Source organism: Mycetocola sp. Y791, from assembly GCF_059445325.1.
Genome location: NZ_JCAIUC010000002.1, coordinates 247,119 through 264,559, shown reverse-complemented (window position 1 = coordinate 264,559; position 17,441 = coordinate 247,119). Strand labels below are relative to the sequence as shown.

At 60.4% G+C, this 17,441-nt stretch carries 15 protein-coding genes; 8 read left to right on the top strand and 7 right to left on the bottom strand.

Annotation, left to right across the window (positions count from 1 at the left end; genetic code table 11):
* Positions 1 to 339 precede the first annotated feature (339 nt).
* Positions 340 to 1,833 (top strand): DNA cytosine methyltransferase, encoded by a 1,494-nt coding sequence (locus AC1C2N_RS06100; RefSeq protein ID WP_495433270.1) that lies wholly within the window; start codon positions 340 to 342, stop codon positions 1,831 to 1,833.
* 4 nt (positions 1,834 to 1,837) lie between these two features.
* Here AC1C2N_RS06100 and AC1C2N_RS06095 read toward each other — a convergent pair whose 3' ends face one another.
* Genes AC1C2N_RS06095 through AC1C2N_RS06080 form a run of 4 tightly spaced genes read right to left on the bottom strand, consistent with a single transcriptional unit; the run spans position 1,838 to position 9,039 of the window.
* Entirely contained in the window at positions 1,838 to 3,919 is a 2,082-nt protein-coding gene (locus AC1C2N_RS06095; RefSeq protein ID WP_495433269.1) for an AIPR family protein, read from the bottom strand.
* Between the two features lie 5 nt (positions 3,920 to 3,924).
* Positions 3,925 to 4,893: a PD-(D/E)XK motif protein gene (locus AC1C2N_RS06090; protein ID WP_495433268.1), complete on the bottom strand. Its 969-nt coding sequence runs from the start codon at positions 4,891 to 4,893 to the stop codon at positions 3,925 to 3,927.
* The gene (locus tag AC1C2N_RS06085; RefSeq protein ID WP_495433267.1) at positions 4,886 to 7,555 is read right to left on the bottom strand and encodes a Z1 domain-containing protein; all 2,670 of its coding nucleotides are present in this window, start codon (positions 7,553 to 7,555) and stop codon (positions 4,886 to 4,888) included. Before AC1C2N_RS06085 ends, AC1C2N_RS06090 begins: the two co-directional genes overlap by 8 nt.
* The gene (locus tag AC1C2N_RS06080) at positions 7,552 to 9,039 is read right to left on the bottom strand and encodes an ATP-binding protein (protein WP_495433266.1); all 1,488 of its coding nucleotides are present in this window, start codon (positions 9,037 to 9,039) and stop codon (positions 7,552 to 7,554) included. Before AC1C2N_RS06080 ends, AC1C2N_RS06085 begins: the two co-directional genes overlap by 4 nt.
* Positions 9,040 to 9,191: 152 nt before the next feature.
* Between AC1C2N_RS06080 and AC1C2N_RS06075 the strand changes: the two genes are divergently transcribed.
* The gene (locus AC1C2N_RS06075; RefSeq protein WP_495433265.1) at positions 9,192 to 9,611 is read left to right on the top strand and encodes a very short patch repair endonuclease; all 420 of its coding nucleotides are present in this window, start codon (positions 9,192 to 9,194) and stop codon (positions 9,609 to 9,611) included.
* 114 nt (positions 9,612 to 9,725) lie between these two features.
* Here AC1C2N_RS06075 and AC1C2N_RS06070 read toward each other — a convergent pair whose 3' ends face one another.
* On the bottom strand, positions 9,726 to 10,331 hold the full coding sequence (locus AC1C2N_RS06070; protein WP_495433264.1) for a TetR/AcrR family transcriptional regulator: 606 nt from the start codon (positions 10,329 to 10,331) through the stop codon (positions 9,726 to 9,728).
* A gap of 94 nt (positions 10,332 to 10,425) precedes the next feature.
* Here AC1C2N_RS06070 and AC1C2N_RS06065 point away from each other — a divergent pair, with 94 nt between their 5' ends.
* Together AC1C2N_RS06065 and AC1C2N_RS06060 are read left to right on the top strand one after the other, a co-directional pair.
* Positions 10,426 to 11,463, top strand: a complete 1,038-nt coding sequence (locus AC1C2N_RS06065) for an NAD(P)-dependent alcohol dehydrogenase (RefSeq protein ID WP_495433263.1) — start codon at positions 10,426 to 10,428, stop codon at positions 11,461 to 11,463.
* Between the two features lie 222 nt (positions 11,464 to 11,685).
* The gene (locus tag AC1C2N_RS06060) at positions 11,686 to 11,985 is read left to right on the top strand and encodes a hypothetical protein (RefSeq protein ID WP_495433262.1); all 300 of its coding nucleotides are present in this window, start codon (positions 11,686 to 11,688) and stop codon (positions 11,983 to 11,985) included.
* Positions 11,986 to 12,002: 17 nt separating this feature from the next.
* On the opposite strand, the gene AC1C2N_RS06055 is transcribed toward AC1C2N_RS06060, so the two are convergent.
* Positions 12,003 to 12,545 (bottom strand): TetR/AcrR family transcriptional regulator, encoded by a 543-nt coding sequence (locus AC1C2N_RS06055; protein WP_495433261.1) that lies wholly within the window; start codon positions 12,543 to 12,545, stop codon positions 12,003 to 12,005.
* Positions 12,546 to 12,630: 85 nt separating this feature from the next.
* Between AC1C2N_RS06055 and AC1C2N_RS06050 the strand changes: the two genes are divergently transcribed.
* From AC1C2N_RS06050 to AC1C2N_RS06035, 4 genes are all read left to right on the top strand, one after another.
* Positions 12,631 to 13,059: a nitroreductase/quinone reductase family protein gene (locus tag AC1C2N_RS06050; protein ID WP_495433260.1), complete on the top strand. Its 429-nt coding sequence runs from the start codon at positions 12,631 to 12,633 to the stop codon at positions 13,057 to 13,059.
* Positions 13,056 to 13,823 carry an SDR family NAD(P)-dependent oxidoreductase gene (locus tag AC1C2N_RS06045; RefSeq protein WP_495433259.1) on the top strand — a complete coding sequence of 256 codons (768 nt, stop codon included), beginning with the start codon at positions 13,056 to 13,058 and terminating at the stop codon, positions 13,821 to 13,823. Before AC1C2N_RS06050 ends, AC1C2N_RS06045 begins: the two co-directional genes overlap by 4 nt.
* A gap of 177 nt (positions 13,824 to 14,000) precedes the next feature.
* Positions 14,001 to 14,747 carry a P-loop NTPase family protein gene (locus AC1C2N_RS06040; RefSeq protein ID WP_495433258.1) on the top strand — a complete coding sequence of 249 codons (747 nt, stop codon included), beginning with the start codon at positions 14,001 to 14,003 and terminating at the stop codon, positions 14,745 to 14,747.
* Positions 14,744 to 16,555, top strand: coding sequence for a YhgE/Pip family protein (locus AC1C2N_RS06035; RefSeq protein WP_495433257.1), 1,812 nt, complete (start codon positions 14,744 to 14,746; stop codon positions 16,553 to 16,555). Before AC1C2N_RS06040 ends, AC1C2N_RS06035 begins: the two co-directional genes overlap by 4 nt.
* 186 nt (positions 16,556 to 16,741) lie before the next feature.
* On the opposite strand, the gene AC1C2N_RS06030 is transcribed toward AC1C2N_RS06035, so the two are convergent.
* Positions 16,742 to 17,218: a VOC family protein gene (locus AC1C2N_RS06030; protein ID WP_495433256.1), complete on the bottom strand. Its 477-nt coding sequence runs from the start codon at positions 17,216 to 17,218 to the stop codon at positions 16,742 to 16,744.
* Positions 17,219 to 17,441 lie beyond the last annotated feature (223 nt).

The window sequence follows — 17,441 nt, the reverse complement described above, 5'->3', positions numbered from 1 at the left end:
GTGTCGAGAGCGGCGAGCCCTGGGAGTTGCGGCAGCTCGTCGAACGTGTGAGCCGACGGGCAGAATCGGCCTAACCCTCCAAGCCACATGGCGCTCAGACGAGAAGCACACCATGGAGAGCATCCCATGGAGAGAATAAATCTCATGCTCGGACTCTTCAACAAACCACGGGTGCGAGCCGAGCATCGCGATAGCGATGTCAGCGGGTCCACCGACAATCAGTTGTAGCCAGATCTCCTCGCGGCGACACGAACAGTCGGGGTCGTCACTCATCCCGCTTCGGAGTGGTGGACCTGGTAACCTGGCTGAGGCAATTCCAAACGAAGTAAGTGAGCACGAGTGATTCCAGTCATTGACCTTTTCGCTGGTCCAGGTGGTTTGAATGAGGGGTTCTCCCGGCTGGGCGAGGACCAAGGATCGCCCGTATTCGAAACTATTGGCTCATTTGAGATGGAATCAACCGCTTGCAGCACATTGCGGCTCCGCAGTGTTTTCCGTCACTTAAGACGTGACCCGGCGGGTGTCCCGGACGATTACTATCGCTACATTCGCGGAGAGATCACCCGAGACGCGTTTGAAACAAATTCGCGCGTCGCCCGCGCCGTGGAACTCGCGAACAGTGAGGTCCACCAAATCGAACTAGGTGTCGATAGAGAAGAGTCTGACCTCCTTATCGACGACGCCTTGCGAGCGAACGAGCTCTCCGATGGAACCAAGCCCTGGGTGCTGATCGGTGGGCCACCCTGTCAGGCGTATTCTCTCGCCGGCCGTTCCAGACGAGCAAACGACGCTGAGTTTGAGAACGACAAGAAGCACTTCCTCTACCGCGAGTACCTACACATCATCGCGAAGTTCGCTCCGCCAGTTTTCGTCATGGAGAACGTCAAGGGACTTCTTTCCTCCACCAACTCTGGGGAGGGGATGTTCGACATGATCAAGCGCGACCTTGAGCACCCACCGGGTGAGTTCGAATACGAAATTCATTCGCTCACCGTCGACGCCAGCCTCGACAGCCTCAAACCCCGCGACTACATCATTCGTGCAGAAGATTACGGTGTCCCGCAAAAACGGCACAGAGTGATCCTTTTGGGCATCCGAAAGGGCTTCTTCAACTCAGATCTCAAGGTTGGCAAGCTCAAGAAGCGCGAAACCGTCCGGCTTCGGGACGCAATTGGCGGATTGCCCGCTCTGCGTTCCGGGATCAGTCCCGCACGTCTTGATTCAACGTCAGATTGGGCAGCGATTCGATCAGCGATGTCCCTGCTCTATGGGGTCGAGGGACAGGAGAACTTATCGTCAAATGACTTGGACCGCGGTTCTGTTTCCGTCGCAAAGACCGTCAAAGCATCCGACGACTACGTCTACAACGAGTGGATCACTGACTCTCGCGTCAAGGCAGTCATTCAGCACGAGTCACGGTCGCACATGGTCGAGGATCTCAAGCGGTATTGGTTCGCCGCGAGCCGCGCAGCAGCAGATTTCGTGTCACCAAAGCTCCGCCACTTCCCGCCAGCTCTACAACCGAATCACAGGAACGCTTCGTCGGAATCTCGACCTTTTGAGGATCGTTTCCGCGTTCAGGTGTGGGAACAACCATCGACAACAGTCGTGTCCCACATCGCCAAGGATGGCCACTATTACATCCACCCCGACGCCAACCAGATGCGGAGCCTGACCGTCCGAGAGGCTGCTCGGCTCCAGACATTCCCCGACAATTATTTCTTCATGGGAAACCGCACTCAGCAATACCACCAAGTGGGCAACGCGGTTCCACCGCTACTCGCAAACCAAATCGCGGCAGTGGTCGCGCGACTCTTCACCAAAGAGAGCTAGTCGCTTAGTTACCCACGAAGCCCTCTGATTCGAGTCTGCGACTTAACTGCATAAGGAGCTTGGCTTGCGCCTCGCTTGGCTGCCGTCCAGATTCCCCAGTGCCGTAGTTGAGAACGGAGACTTCTTTGGGCGTTATGGACTTTGTAGTTCGCCCGAAGTGCCGAAGGTTCACCCAATAACGGGGCCCCCGCTTCATAACTTCTATCTGCGCTTCAATTCCATTGTCGAGCCGCTGCTCTTGTTTGGCATCGCGCTTGCTCTCAGCGCTCGCTTCGGAGCCGATGATGTACTCACGAAGGGTGGGCGTGACCGGCATCGTCTCCGATTTGACCTGCTCCCAACACTTCTCACGTTTCGCCCACTCAGTCACGTTCACGACCGGGCGGTCCTCGTCAGTAAGAACTTTGAAAACCTGCAAGGCGATGGGTTCTATTTCATGTAACAGGTCTTCAGGGACTCCTTGTTCGGCCCATATTCGACCGAAGTCCAAGTCGCCTCGGCCGCTCGGTCCGTGGGCCATGAAAGACAGCTTGGCCAGGGTGTAGGTGACAATGTTCGCGAGATATCCGCTCGAGTACCAGTCGCTCCGCTGCACCAAAGCCCTTACCGCGTTGAAGAGAATTCCCTTAGCTACAAGATTCTTATAAAACTCGTCGCCAAAACGCGTATCGTCCTTCGACCAGCTTTCGGAAACGTCCTTCGCGAACGCAAGAAAGTTCTTCTGGGCGCCTGAGCTAACCACATGTGGCAATTGGTTCCAGGAGACAAGGTACTTTGCCGCATCCGTTTTTGTCACCAACTGGGTCCGTGGATTTTCAGCTTCAAACCGCTTCGCCTGAGCTGGAGTAACCTTCGCCTTCTCGTTGAGATACTGCCCACGAGTGCGCTCGTAGTACCACTTCGTCTGGAAGTGGGTCCCTGCCTTCGCGGGCGTGAGAATACGGCGAGATTTGTCTTCCATTCGCACGTGGAAGGGGTGGTTAGAGAAGAAGTCCGCTTCGCTCACCCGGTTTTGCGTATTCGCATATCGGCTGACCTTCGGTACAACTTCGGCGGCGGCATCGGGGTCAATGACGATCAACTTCATCTGAACAAAAACGTTCGTCAAGTCGGCTTGCTTCTCATCTTTATCAACGTAGAAAAGTGAAGCAGTTGTTTGCCCACCGTTGACAATCTGTAGGTCCTTCAGGCTTTGAAGGGAACGGACACCATCACGTTGAGTGGTCCGGACGGCCGTAGCAGTTGCAGAGATTCCGTTGTTATAGGCCAGAAACATTTCCGGTTGCTGAAGGATGGTGCCGCGGATCCCCTTGTTCACGTTCCCTCGGACACTCAGGAATGACCGCACGTTGGCTTCCAGAACTCGTCCACCGTACTTTCGATAAATCCCCGCGAGCAGAGCGCCCGGCAGCACTGCCAGGTAGGTCTCTACAGCTGCCGACTCACTGCTCGCTCGCAAACAGGGAACCCCGTCCGGAACCCATTCAGTAAGGTCGATGTCGATTTCCTCGCGCCCGAGGCTCGACGCCTCCACTTTGTGAAATCGTTCGACATCCCACAGGTGATATTCCACTGAGATGCCATGAACTTGCGTGCTTTCAATAGTCTTCGCTGAGGCGCTCAGTTTCGCGTTAGTGAGAAGATAGAGCCGGTATTTGAAGGTCGAAGCTTCTCTCTGACGCAGCTCAATAGCGACTTGATACGCGTCGGAGCTCTCCTCGAGATAACCTTCGAGAACCCCGTCTAGCGCGGCCTCAAGGAAGCCCTCGAGCATGCCGAACTTCTTTTTAGCGGCCGATCCGGTTAGCGTCTGGATTTCGTCCGTCGCATGGTAATCAGTCAGTGCGAGTACAACGTGGCCGTCCTCATCCCCGAAGTCATATGCGTCTAGACCCAGTTTCTTGCTTGTCTTAGGCGCCGTGCCATCAAAATGGCCAGATGTAAGGGCATCAACTTCCTCTGCGTCTGCCAAACGCCTTGAAGCTTCGTCGACGAATGCGCTTGCCGTGTATGTCAGATCAGTACTGGCTGCCGTACGAACTGTGTTTTGAAGGTCTGCGTAAAATGCTTCTAATTCTGTAGCCATTTCCGTCACTTCCTCGCCAGCCCGAATTTATCGAGGCTCACTTCCAGGTGGGAGATCCCCGCAATACGGACGCGGTACTTGATCTGTTCGACAGCTATCGGCGTATTGTCACGGAGCAGACGGGGAAATTCCGTGTTCACGTCGAACAGCCGCAAGCCGGAGACACCGAAATAGTGGATCGAGTAAAACTCATCAGCGGCGTCAAATCCCAATGCGCTTAACCTATGGTCAAGTCCCTCCAGCGCCTGAGGATCGTCAGCCACCGCATCCCTAAACGATTGGATGAGCGTCAGCACCGTGAACGCGTCCGGGGTAATGCGAGTGGCGTCATCAAGAAGCACCGCCGCCACAGCGAGGGACCCGTCAATTGACGGGTCAAGTTGTTCAACGGGCGATACGTCGAATGCACGAGCACCCGCGTGGAGCGCCTTGACTTCAAACATCGTGCCATCTGACATGCGAAAGTCCTGCGGCGCGCCGTATGGCCCCTGCCACGCCGCCAGTACCTCCGAAGCGGTGTTCGTCTCCGGCAAGATTTCAGTCCCGAACCAAACCTCGGCAACTAAACCTCGCAGCTGCTCGATCGACAGCCTCTGCGGCGGTTTATGACTTAGCAAGGATCGCCACTGATTGAGCGTGGAAAAGAACTCCTCGAGCGCTAGTGCTTCATCGGTCAGGGCTGCGGAGCGCCGCACCATTTCGACGCACATCCCCATGAACGCTGACGTAAGTTCTTTATCCTTCAACGTCAGAACAACGGTCCAAGTTCCGTCTTTCCGCTCGCCTCGGTCCACACTCACCATGGCCGACATTCGTGGGATTTGCGGCTTTGAGCCGGTGATGAGAAAGAAAACCGGTCGCGATACTGCATCAGCGCCGAAATAGAGCCGGAGGGGGTGCCCGTCAATCAGCCTTTGTCCCTGCCAGCCGCTTGAAACCATTTCCTCCCAGACGTCAGTGACGCTCTCAAACATCGCTGCTCTCCAGCAGCTCGGGAAACCAAAGACGCTGTGCAATCCGATTGAGGATATAGGTCACTTGATCATCTTTTTTTGAACCTGAGGTGTCACCGGGTGCGCCAGGGATCGAAATGTTCACCGCGATTACGGGATCGCCGGAAACACCGTCCTTGGGTTGCATCGGATAAATCAGAAGCAAGGGCCTCTGGAGCTGCGCCACGTATGCCGTGTCTGGAACCGACTTTTTCTTTTCGGCCATGCTCGCCCGGTATTCCTCCGCAATCTCCTTCGCTCGCTCGCGCCCCAGGGTCGTCGCAACGTCGCCCGCTCCGGCGACTCGCTGGTTGCGCCCAGAGACCAGCAAAGAGGCGTCTTCCTTAGGGTGGAGCGCGCGGATCGGCTTTGAGAAGGATGCGTTTCCGGTAGTGGTTGGGTCGCCTGAGCCACCGATGACCACGACGTCCCAAGTTTGCAGATCGTCTGCGGACGCGTTCTTAACGAAGCGAGAAAGAGCCCCTTCCTGGAAAAGCTGAGACGATCCATGGGCTCGGAACAACTGCATGAAGTCGGCTACCTGCTTCTTATCCACCTCGAGCCACATAGGCCGGTTAGGTCGAGAATGCTTGTCCGGTTCGCCGAGCCCCTTGATGAGATTCTCAAACGCCGTGTAGTTCCGTTTCAAATCAAGCACGTCGCTCGACAGCTTGTAGGACTCGATCGAATGACCCCGAAGGGAGATGCTCTTTTTGCCTTCCTTCGCGCTCCTCATCTTGTTCCGAGCGGTGATCAGCAACGCATCCGGATGGTTCTTGACCGCTAGACCGTATTGTTCTGGTGTCAGCTTCTGGTTGCGCATCCTCACGAGCTCGGTGCGCAGTTCCTCGAGTGTCTGAGCTGCATATCCATAGGCAGACTGCATCTCTTCATTCATCCAGATTCGACAGAGGTCACGGTATCCGTCCCGATATCCGAACCACCGACCCATCTGCATGAGTGTGTCTGACGCAGCCGTTCGTCGATAGAAATAGCTGACCATCAGCCCGTCCAAGGTGAGTCCTCGACTGAGCATGTCGCCACCAACCGCCACTAAACGAGGGGGAGCTTGGCTGCTGAGTTCGTCCTGTTCAAGCTGCTTCTCCGTCTTGGAATTCATGAGCAGCGATTGGATACCGGCAACGGCCGCCGGCAACGATTCCAGAATTTGGTCCCACGAGAACTGTGAATCGCTGAACTCGTCCGAGAATGTCGAACGGAGTTCACTCAGAGCTTTGTTTGGGCTTCCATTTGCAAAAACTCTCGAATGAAGCAGGATCGCATTCTTATATCCAGCGAGGAGCTCGGCGATCAACTCGTGCACCTGCGCCTGGACGAGGTTGAACCGCGACACATTGATGAGCATTGATCTGGGTTCGCTCACCTCACCTCGCAAGTCACGAATCGTGTTGGCGATTATGAATGTGCGGACCGCTTCAATGAGTGAGTCCGGCAGGTCTGGGACCGAGTGCCCGCTCTTGTGGCCAACGGGGAATGACTCCTCACCGTCATCGATAGACCGGATCGGGTTATCCTCGGCCTCCGGCTCCAGATTGAATATCTGCCCGGGCCCTACGTAGTTGGATGGCGTTTCAAGCCCGAAGATGAAGTCGCGCGGGAAAAGATCATCTTCACTCTCGTCATTGATGAAGATATTTGCGAACGGCGTCGCCGTAAATCCGACGTAAGAGCTTCGGTCGAAGACCCCAAGCAAGCGACGGATTGCTGCGTTGATTGCTGTTGGGTTCTCGTCCTCATCGGTCGTGTCGACCGATGCGTAGTCTGCCTCGTCGTCAATAAGTAGCAACGGCTGGTTGACTCGCTTGTCGGCGTTACCCTGCTGCTCGAGCCAGTCAGCGATTCGCTTGAGGATAGCTTTGTTCTTCTTCGTGACGAACACGACGATGTTGTCCGGCCCTGGATTGAAGTCGATAGCTTCGGTGCTCGTCTTTCGAAAATCCATAGTCATCGTTGTGAGACTCATCGCGGACGAAGTGGACTCAAGGTAGCGGCCGACTCCAACGTGGCGCGGCTTGTTCTCCTGCCCGGCACCAACTCGCATCAGCGATAGAGAGTCTCGTCCAATGACCCCCTGATCCACCCTGGACTGCGTCTGCTGCCGAAGCGATTCTGTGTTCCCCGTCAGAAGGATGAAGTACCGGTAACCTGCGTCTGCTGCCTTGTCTATCAGCCCGATATAGGTTCCTGTTTTTCCCGATTGAACGTCACCTATCACGAGGCCACGGCGCGCCCATGGGCTCTTGTCGCTAGGGTCACCCATGTGATCCAGGATGGTGTCGAGCGTCTGATCCAGCACGTCGATCACTCGCGGGGAGCGGCCACTATTTGTCATCCACCTGCGGTACGCGTCCCAAAGTCGCCAGTCGATGCTGGACTTCCGGTCTGCCAGCCAAGGCTTTCGATCACCAGCTTCGATCATCACACCCAGGTCCATGATCACGTTCGACACCTTCGAGACTTCGTCGAAAACGGAGTCGAAGTGCTCGTCAGTGAGATCAGGGCCGAGACCTCTCAACTCGCTAATTAGTGTGCGCAATTCATATTCAGACGGCACGTCAATCGCTGCAGCGGCCAGCAGCATGTTTTTCAGTTTCGAGTACTGTTTCAACTGCACATCGTTCATCGGACCTGCACACCTTCTTCGGTTCGTTCGTACAACGCCGTGACAATGGAGTTTCGTTCGCTGCGCAGCATGTCAAACGGCTCATGTAAAAGCATTCGATCCACGAAATCGTCGGCCGTTTCACGTCGGGATCCGACGGATCCCCAGAGGCGTGAAAGCACTTGCCTTAACTCAGTTGAGTCTTCAGTCGCCTGCGTGGACACCTGATCACCAGACATCCGATTGTGGAGGTCCTGAACAGGGAAGGTTCCCTCCAACATCTTGAGGACTGTGTCCAGCTCTCCTAAGGTCGCTGGATCAAGGCGGTCTGCGAATGCAGACAGAATAGGATGCTCGCGGTTGATCCCGTATCTGAATGTGTCCCGGTCTGTTACTAGCTCCCACGGCCGCACAAGGCCGTCCTCTTCAGAGGGTTTACGACCCCGGAAAGAGATCGCCTTCCTTCCCGGCTCCGCCATGGCGGTCGCGAGTTCACGCAACCGCGCCCTCACCACTGCGGGCGGAACCGCCGAGGACTTTTTGATGTCCAAACTCCACAGGTGGTCCAAGGTGTTCGGGATATCGACCCGTACCCGGGTGAGCTTCCCGGTCTCGCTTTTTGGCATCAGTCGGAACCAGGTGCCCCATATGACGAGGCGCCCACCACGATAAATGTAGAAGCCCTGCGAATCCCGCAATGCACCCGCTACCAAGGCGAGCCCACGTTCCTTGTCGGTCATTTTATTGATGAAGGGCAAGGTGAATGCTCGGACTTCAATTGCAGCGCCTTGATAGGCGATGTCCTCTCTTCGCGATGCCTGCGTGCGTCGTGACTTCGTTAGAAAGGGATCAACCGGTTCGATCGGAACGTAATTAATTGCGATTGAGACTCGCGGAGCGTCATCGCCCGCAAGGAATCGATGAAAGACCAGAGCGAGGTGGTCTCGAGCATCCACCAACGCCGCATCGAGCTGTGGCTCCGTATCTCCGCCCGCGTCCAGTAGCCTGTCGAGGTTTCTCCAGATGACAAGGGTGCCAGAAGCCAGATCCTCGAGCTGCCCGACGCCCGGTAAGCGCTGGATTTCGCCCTCTTCCAGTACGTTCAGGCTCCACTCGTTTGTTGCTGCAATGTGATCCAGATCCCACTCAAGCCCAACGACCGTGGAGCCCTGCTTGGTAATCACTGTCAGTTGACGGCATTGTGAGAGGGAAGCAGTTTTTAGCCCAAGGCCGAATCTGCCCAGATCTGTCGCGTCGCGGTCTGACAGCGAGCTCTTTCCCGCGAGCTGCATGGCCTGACGTGCCTCGTCAGGATCCATACCGTCACCATCATCGAGAATCGCAATGTGCGGATGATCGCCTGCTAAAAAGTGAATGTTGACGTTTCGCGCGTTTGCCGCGAGCGAATTGTCCACGATGTCGGCCAATGCGGTGCGGAGGGAGTACCCAACCGCGCGCATTGAGTCCATGAGCTGCGCTCCGGGCACCCAAACTTCATGCTTCATCGCATCCCCCACCTTGTAGCCAAGCTTCTTTTGACCCTATATGCGAAGGCGTAGACACGAGACATCGCCCACGACCCCAATTCGCGGGCATCAGAAATGCGGGTGGGCACCGAATCTTCCGAATCCGTACCCAACTTTCGTATGGTGAGTCCATGAATGACGTACTCACGCCGACCCAGCGGCGGAAGAATATGTCTGGGATCCGCTCGACTGACACCAAACCGGAAATGGCCGTTAGGAGCCGACTGCACGCGCTCGGTTACCGCTATCGGCTGCACGTTCGGGGCCTCCCCGGGAAACCGGATCTGGTGTTCCCAGCCAAAAGAAAAGTCATTTTCGTGAATGGCTGTTTCTGGCATTCGCATGACTGCAAATACGGCAACGTGACTCCAACAACAAATGCTGAATTCTGGTCGGCCAAGCGGGATGCCACGGTTGCTCGAGATGCCCGAAACATTGATGCATTAGAGGCTCTCGGGTGGCAAACGTTTACTGTCTGGGAGTGCGAGGCCCGCGACATGGACGCTCTGCAAGCCAAGCTGATTCGATATTTGTCCGGCCTAGGGACGTGAACTTCGCCCCCTGTTGCGTCCTTGGGCTGCGTGCGCTTCGGGTGCGGGACTGGGCCGGAAATACGCGTCGGGCGCGCCCCAACGTGATGCGTCTGATTGCAGAGCCCGCGCCCCCTACCGCCGCCCCATCCACCACTCCGGCGCCGCCGCCAGGGTCGCCGCCGCAGCGGCATCCAGGTCGCTGAGGTCGCCCTCGTTCAGCCAGGCCTGCACCGCACCGAAGGTGCCCGACGCGGCAAAGGCCACAAACATCCGCTTCTCTGCATCTGTGGCCGGTCGCCCATCGACGAGCGGCGCAATCTCCGGATGCCGCTCCAGGTGCGCCGTCAACGCCCGCGCACTCGACCGGATCAGCATGTCCCGAACCGGACTGCTGACCTGCGACGACAGGGCATTGCGGTAGATATCCGCATGTGAGGCGACATGCTCAAACATTGAGACCTCGGGGCCGGCAAAGACACTCTCACCGGTCTCGGACACCGCCGGTAGCTGCGAGGTGTGCTGCACCAGCTCCTCAACCTCTGCCTCGAGGGCCTGCACCAGGAGGGCAACAGCACTACCCGCGTGCCGGTACACGGTGTCGCGCTTCACCCCCGCGGCGCGAGCAATATCGGACATCGTGATGTCGTCCAGCGGCGTCGACGCCGCGAGCTCATGAATGACCTCGTGCAACCGGGCACGGGTACGACGCTGGCGTGGGTCAACAGCGTCATCGGTCACGCAGCGAGTCTACGTCCCACGCCCTATGGGGCATCTGCCCTATTGTGAGGATGGCGACCAAAGACGGCCGCCAGTACAGAAGAGAAAGAGCAATATGCGCGCTTTGCAAATCGTGTCAGCCGGCGTACTCGAAGTACGGGACGTTCCAGTTCCCGAAATCGAAGCCGACGAAGTCCTCGTCAAGGTCGCCGGAGCCGGCCTCTGCCACTCCGACGTCCACGTCCTCCACTCACCCGAGTGGCCCCTTCCGCCCATGACCCTCGGCCACGAGACGGCCGGCCATGTCGCCAAGCTCGGCGCCAACGTCACCGGCCTCGTCGACGGCGAAGCCGTACTCGTCTGCCTCGTCTGGGCTTGTGGCGCCTGCCGCCCCTGTATCGAAGGTCGCGACAACGTCTGCGTCAACGCCGCTGGCCGCCTCGGCACCCCGCCCTGCCCTGGCCTCGGCCCAGACGGCGGAATGGCCGAATACATCAAGGTCAAGGCTCGTTACCTCGAACCGCTCGGTGACCTCGACCCCACCGTCGCCGGCCCCCTCGCCGACGCCGGGGTCACCCCAATGCACGCCATCAACGGCGCACGCCACCGCCTCACCCCGGGCTCCACAGTCGCCGTCATCGGCGTCGGCGGACTCGGCCACATGGGCCTGCAGATCCTCAAGGCCACCACCGGCGCCCGCATCATCGCGATCGACTCCAGTGAACAGAAGCTTGAGATTGCCCGCGAGCACGGTGCAGACGAGACCTTCCTGAGCGACGGCGACACCGCAGCCAAGGTGCTCGCACTCACCAACGGATACGGCGCAGACGCCGTCTTTGACTTTGTCGGGGTTCAGCCGACGGTCGACCTGGCCACGAAGATCATCGCCCCCGACGGCGCACTCCGTCTCGTCGGACTCGGCGGCGGCTCCTTCACCTACGCCGCAGACGGCTTCACGAGTACCCTCCCGTGGGGCGTCGACGTGCGCCGCTCCTACGGCGGCACCCGCTCCGACCAGCGCCAGGTGATTGAACTCGCCAAGCTCGGCAAGATCTCCGTCGAAACCAAGCAGTACTCGCTCGAAGACGGCATCCAGGCCTTCACCGACCTTGAGGCCGGCATTGTTCCCGGCCGGGCCATCCTGGTTCCGTAACCCGGCGGTCAGCGACAGGCCTGTGGGGCAGGCCTGCCGACGACACTGACGAAAACGGATGCTGCGGCGTGCTCTTATAAGAACGCCCCCGCAGTCATTCAACGCCACAGTGCCGGTCAGAGTTCCCCTCTGACCGGCACTTTTGCACCTGGATGATGCTCCTGCTGTTGACTCGACCTGCCGCCATTGCCAAGCTGGACACTCGTCAACGAGAGGACAACCGTGGGTCCGCAGTTCGATTTCTTCCCGATCATCTTCGGCATTGTGGCCGCCATCATCGTGATTGCCGCGATCCTCATCGTCGTGATGAGCGTCAAGAATGCACGCAAGGTGAAGGATGCCGGTCACGACCCGTTGACGCTGCACGCTGACCTCGTCAACCGCGCCCTGGACAGCGAGGCCATGCGCCCGGCCGAGTCCACCGAACAACGGCTGGCGAAGCTCGATGAGCTGCACGCCCGAAACGTCATCAGCGCTGATGAGCACGCGTCCGCACGCGCGGAGATCATCCGCGGAAACTAGATGTACTGGGCCTGAGGTCAGGCGAGCATGCGGGTGACCGCTTCGACCGCAGCCGCTCGCCTCGTGTCGCTGCTGGCCCTCGCGTCGGCTGCCAGGAGGCCGATCGGCGCGAGCTGCCAGGCCTGGGCCACGGCGTAGATGATGACGAGGAGATCGACGGCGCTGAAGGCTGGTGACGCGTGCTGCTGCACCGATTCCACTTTGGCCAGATAAGTCTCGAGCGGCTCGGAGGCCGCCTCCGGCCGTTCGAGCTGAGCCCAGAGGGAGATACGCAGCACCTCGGGCCGACGCTGATGGAAATCGAACAGCTCGCCGACCCACGTCGGCAAATCTGAAGGCCGAGGGGGCACCTCTTCCGCCATCCGCACAATCGCGTCCGCCAGCGCCGCATCGAACAGGCCACTCTTGTTGCCGAAGTAGGCGTAGATCATGCGCACATTGCTCTCGGCATCCTTCGCGATGCGGTCGACCCTGCCGCCTGAGTAGCCGTGCGCCGCAAACTCCGTCACCGCTGCCGAGAGAATCCGTGCCCTGGTCGCCTCCGCGTCTCGCTGCGCCATGCTCACTCCGCTCTCTCAGTGTCGTCCTTGACAGGATCTTCATCCCGCGTCTAGTTTATAAGTAAATGACTACTTACTTTGGAGCATGATGGACGCGAGAATCGAACGGGCCCTGGCTATCACCCCTGCGTCACCCGCTCGGGAGCGCACGATCGACATCACCACCACGGGCAGGCGCACCGGCAGGCCGCGGCGCATCGAGGTCTGGTTCTACCGGGTCGACGGGCAAATCTATCTCTCGACTACGCCGGCGACACGCAGCTGGTACGTGAATATCGTGGCGAACCCCGAGTTCACTTTCCATCTCAAGCACGGAGTGCGGGCCGATCTGCGGGCCGTGGGCACACCGGTGCTCGATCGCGCACAGCGGGAAGCCGTGTTCTCGTCGATCATTGCCGACCTCAATCAGCCGTGGAACCCGGCCAGCATCCCGCAACCGGTCGCGCCCCTCGACGAATGGATGGAGGGAAGTCCGCTCATCAGCGTGGAGTTCCCGGAAGGAGATGCCGAATGACCGAGAACACCCCTCGAATCGCCGTCGTCACCGGGGCCAATCGGGGTCTGGGCCGAGCGACCGCCCTCGCCCTCGCCCAACGGGACTTCGCCGTTGTGCTCACCTATCGCGGTGACGCCGCCGAGGCATCCCGCGTCGTGGAGGAGATCCGCGCCGCAGGCGGAGATGCCATCGCCACGCGACTCGACCTGGCGGATGTCGCCTCGTTCGTCGACTTCACGGACTCGTTGCGTCGCGACATCGAGGAGCGGTGGGGGCGCTCCGCCATCGACGTGCTGGTGAACAATGCCGGGATCGGGCTGTTCGGCCTGCTCGAAGACGCCACGGTCGACCAGTTCGACGCCGTCATCGGAACGAACCTGCGCGGCACGTTCTTCCTCATTCAGGCGCTGGCACCCCACATCGCCGACGGCGGTCGCATCATCAACGTATCCACCTCACTCACCCGCCACGTCAGCCCGGGAACCTCGCTCTACGCCGCCTCGAAGACGGCGGTGGAGGCGATTACCCGCAGCCTCGCGGTGGAACTCGGGCCACGCGGCATCCGCGTCAACAGCATCGCCCCCGGCCCAACCGCCACCGACTTCAACGGCGGCGCCATGCGCGACGACCACGACCTGCGCAACCACCTGGCCGACAACACCGCGCTCGGCCGCGTCGGGCAGCCCGATGAGATCGCGGATGCCATCACAGCCCTCGCGTCGAGCCAAATGCGCTGGATGACGGCCGAACGCATCGAGGTTTCCGGCGGCAGCCTTCTCTAGAACGGTGCGGGCAGACAGCCAGAACACCGGGGTCCGTGCGAGCAAAGTCAGGCGCCGCGCATCCGGCGCTCACAGGACCAAAGATAATTGACATCGCCCGGCAGCTTCCTACGCTGAGGGCGTGACCCCTCAACCTTCGGTGCAGCACTCCTCCCGGGCACCCGCTCAGGATGCCTGATGCGCGTCGAGCTGCGGGACGTGTCCAAGGGTCGCAAGGGAAGGGCGCTGCCGGAAACCTCACTCTCCTTCGAAACCGGAGAGGCGGTGCTCGCCGCCGCCGAAACGGAGCAGCGTCCAACGGTGCTCGGCCTTCTGGCGTCGGGACGAATGCGACCGGATGCCGGAACAATCACGATCGACGGTGAAGCGAACCGCGCGCTCATGCGGCGACGCATCGCGCTCGTCGACGCACCCGACGTCTCCGACCCCGACTCCAACGTGTTGTTCGTCGGCGTCGTCGCGGAGCAACTGATGTTCGCGGGTCACCACTCGAACCCCATCGCGGCAAGGCGCTGGCTCGCCAGTTACGGCATGAAAGACCTCGCCACCACCCCGATCTCCGACATCCCACCGGAGGCACGGCTGCGCGCCCTGTGCGAACTGGCCGTGCTGCGGTCCGGGGTCACCGGCCTCGTCGTGGTGTCACCGGACCGTCACGGCGGCCATCCGCTCGTGTGGTGGCGCCTCGCGCAGGACTTCGCCTCGCGCGACTTCGCCGTCCTGATGATCGCTGGCCGGGCATCAGAGTGGACGATCCGCCACGAGCACGACATCAGAGAGATCGGGAAATCGGAGAGGGATCTCGGCGCCCTGGGAATGCTCGAGGAACGCGCCGGCGCCTGGGCGCAGAGCGGCGGTGCGCCATTGCCGGAGGTGGAAGGGCACGACCGGCGATCACGAAAAGCGATTGAGGGGCAGTCATGAAGATCCCGCAGATGATTCTCGCCGAACTGCGGCGACTGGTCTCGACCCCGATGCAAGCGCTCGCACTGATGGCCCTGCTGATCGTGCCGATCCTCTATGGCGGCCTCTACCTGTGGGCCAACCAGGACCCGTACGGCCGACTCTCGGAGATCCCGGTCGCGCTCGTGGTCGAAGACACCGGTGCCGAGATCAATGGCACCGAACGCAACCTCGGCACGGAGGTCGCCGACGCGCTCGTGAAGGAGAAGACCTTCGACCTCTCGCAGGTCGAAGCGGATGCCGCCACGTCCGGCCTCGAGAACGGCGACTATGACTTCGTCATCGAAATCCCGGCTGGGTTCTCCGAAGCTGTCGCCTCCATTAACTCGAGCGACCCGAAGAAGGCGGAGCTGATCCTGCGGACCGACGATGCCAACAACTACCTCGCCACCACCATCGGCAACCAGGCGATCGAGAAGATCCAGACCGAGGTGACGGCGAAAGTCGTCGCCGAAGCCGGACTGACGCTGCTCAACGCGCTGAGCACCATCCGCAGTCAGTTGACCGAGGCAGCATCCGGCTCCGGAGAGCTCGTCTCGGGACTCGCCACCGCGCAAACCGGGGCGGGAGAACTCGTCTCCGGATCGAGTGAACTCACGACGGGTCTCGAGACGCTCCGCAGCGGGTCGGCCAGCCTCGCGACCGGTGCGCGAGAGGTCGCCAATGGCACCCAGGAAATCGATGACGTCGCTCGACTTGTCGGCACCGCGGCGAATGACGTGATCGCTGCGCTGCCAACGGTCCGCTCCGATATCGCCCAGATCCTCGCCGCTGAGGGTCTCGACCAGGCGACGATCGACGCCGTGCTCGCGCGCCTCCAGCCGATCGGAACCGGTCTCACCACAATCGACCGGCGGGTGCAGAACACCGTGTCCGAGATCAACCAGCTGAACGCGGGCGCGCAGGAAGTGGCATCTGGCAGTGCCGAACTCGCCTCGGGCGCCGCTACGGCGGCCGCCGGGGCGGTCCGGTTGCGCGACGGCACAGCCACGCTCAACAGCGGCCTCGGTGAGCTGCTCACGGGCGCCAACGAACTGAAGACCGGCCTCGACAACGGCGTGGCGCAACTGCCAGACGATAACGAGAACACCCGTCAGGCTCAGGCCACCACCCTCGGCACTCCGGTGTCGATCGACACTAAGGCAATCGCTCCCGCGCAGAACTACGGCGCCGGACTGGCCCCCTTCTTCGCCGCACTCGCCGCGTGGATCGGCATCTACGCGCTGTTCCTCATCGTCAAGCCGATCTCACGTCGCGCCGTCACCGCACTCCATTCACCGTTCCGGGTGACCCTCGCCGGCTGGGCGACCCCGGCCATGCTCGGCGCCGTGCAGATGCTCGGCCTGTTCGGTGTGCTGTCGCTCGCGCTTCGCTTCCAGTTCGCGAACCCGCTCGCCACCTTCGGAATCCTGGTGGCGGCATCCCTCACCTACACCGCCATCATCCTCGCGCTCAACGTCTGGCTGAGCGCTGTCGGCCAGTTCATCGGCCTGGTGATGATGGTGCTACAGCTGGTGACCGCGGGTGGCACGTTCCCGTGGCAGACCCTGCCTGCACCGCTCGCGTTTATTCACCATATATTCCCGATGAGTTATGTAGTCGACGCGTTGCGACAGCTGATGTACGGCGGTGACGTCGGTCGTGTCGGCGCGGACCTGTCCATGCTCGTGCTGTGGTTCTCGATCGGGATCGTGGCCACGGTGATCGGGGTCACGCGGCAGACGCACCACCGCACGCTGACCGACCTGCAGCCGAGCATCCTGCAGTGAGCGCGTGCTGCGTTCTGAGTTGCGGCGTTCGGGGTCGCGGCATTCGGGGTCGCGGCATTCGGGGTCGCGCCGACAGAAGGACAACGGGCCGAGATAAGGACCGGATGCCGGCTTCCGTCCTTGTGTGGGCGCTATTTCCTTATCTCGGGGCGGTGAGCGGATCAGCGGCACGCACAGCCGCCGCGTTCAGTCGCCGCGGTACGCGGCCTGCAACTCGGCGATGTCGAGTTTCGACATGCCGAGCATGGACTGCATCACCCGTCGGGCTTTCTCCAGGTCGGGATCCTCGAGCATTTCATTGAGCACGGGCGGCACAATCTGCCAGGAGAGCCCGTACTTGTCTTTGAGCCAGCCACACTGGCTGGGCTCACCGCCGTCGGCGATGAGGGTGTTCCAGAGCCGGTCGATTTCGGCCTGGTCGTCGGCGTTCACGTAGAACGAGACGGCCTCGCTGAAGGTGAACGCCGGTCCACCGTTGAGTGCCTGGAAGTCGACACCGTCGAGCCGGAACAGGACGACGAGCACCGTGCCGACGGGCATCGGAGCGCCCTCGCCGTAGCGAGACACGTGCACGATCTCGGAGTTCGGGAAGACCGATACATAGAACTCGGCCGCTTCTTCGGCCTGGCTGTCGAACCACAGGCACGGTGTGATGCGTTGCATGGGGTACTCCTTTGTACGAGTGCCGCGTTGACTGTACGGATGCCGCGCTGACGTGGCGGCGGGATGCGGCGCCCATGCTACTCAGACCCGCCCTCGGCGTACACCCGCTTTGGGCGCGAAGGCGTGCCGACGGCATCCGTCACCAAACTCGTCGACGGCTCGTCAGGAGATCGCACGATTATCAGGACGGGATCGCCAGAAGTCACCTGTTAATCGCACTATT

Excerpts from the sequence above, each read along its gene's own strand:
- AC1C2N_RS06095 (WP_495433269.1), bottom strand. The coding sequence starts at position 3,919 with ATGGCTACAGAATTAGAAGCATTTTACGCAGACCTTCAAAACACAGTT.
- AC1C2N_RS06080 (WP_495433266.1), bottom strand. The coding sequence starts at position 9,039 with ATGAAGCATGAAGTTTGGGTGCCCGGAGCGCAGCTCATGGACTCAATG.
- AC1C2N_RS06065 (WP_495433263.1), top strand. The coding sequence starts at position 10,426 with ATGCGCGCTTTGCAAATCGTGTCAGCCGGCGTACTCGAAGTACGGGAC.
- AC1C2N_RS06040 (WP_495433258.1), top strand. The coding sequence starts at position 14,001 with ATGCGCGTCGAGCTGCGGGACGTGTCCAAGGGTCGCAAGGGAAGGGCG.
- AC1C2N_RS06055 (WP_495433261.1), bottom strand. The coding sequence starts at position 12,545 with ATGGCGCAGCGAGACGCGGAGGCGACCAGGGCACGGATTCTCTCGGCA.
- AC1C2N_RS06075 (WP_495433265.1), top strand. The coding sequence starts at position 9,192 with ATGAATGACGTACTCACGCCGACCCAGCGGCGGAAGAATATGTCTGGG.
- AC1C2N_RS06030 (WP_495433256.1), bottom strand. The coding sequence starts at position 17,218 with ATGCAACGCATCACACCGTGCCTGTGGTTCGACAGCCAGGCCGAAGAA.
- AC1C2N_RS06090 (WP_495433268.1), bottom strand. The coding sequence starts at position 4,893 with ATGTTTGAGAGCGTCACTGACGTCTGGGAGGAAATGGTTTCAAGCGGC.
- AC1C2N_RS06045 (WP_495433259.1), top strand. The coding sequence starts at position 13,056 with ATGACCGAGAACACCCCTCGAATCGCCGTCGTCACCGGGGCCAATCGG.
- AC1C2N_RS06035 (WP_495433257.1), top strand. The coding sequence starts at position 14,744 with ATGAAGATCCCGCAGATGATTCTCGCCGAACTGCGGCGACTGGTCTCG.
- AC1C2N_RS06050 (WP_495433260.1), top strand. The coding sequence starts at position 12,631 with ATGATGGACGCGAGAATCGAACGGGCCCTGGCTATCACCCCTGCGTCA.
- AC1C2N_RS06085 (WP_495433267.1), bottom strand. The coding sequence starts at position 7,555 with ATGAACGATGTGCAGTTGAAACAGTACTCGAAACTGAAAAACATGCTG.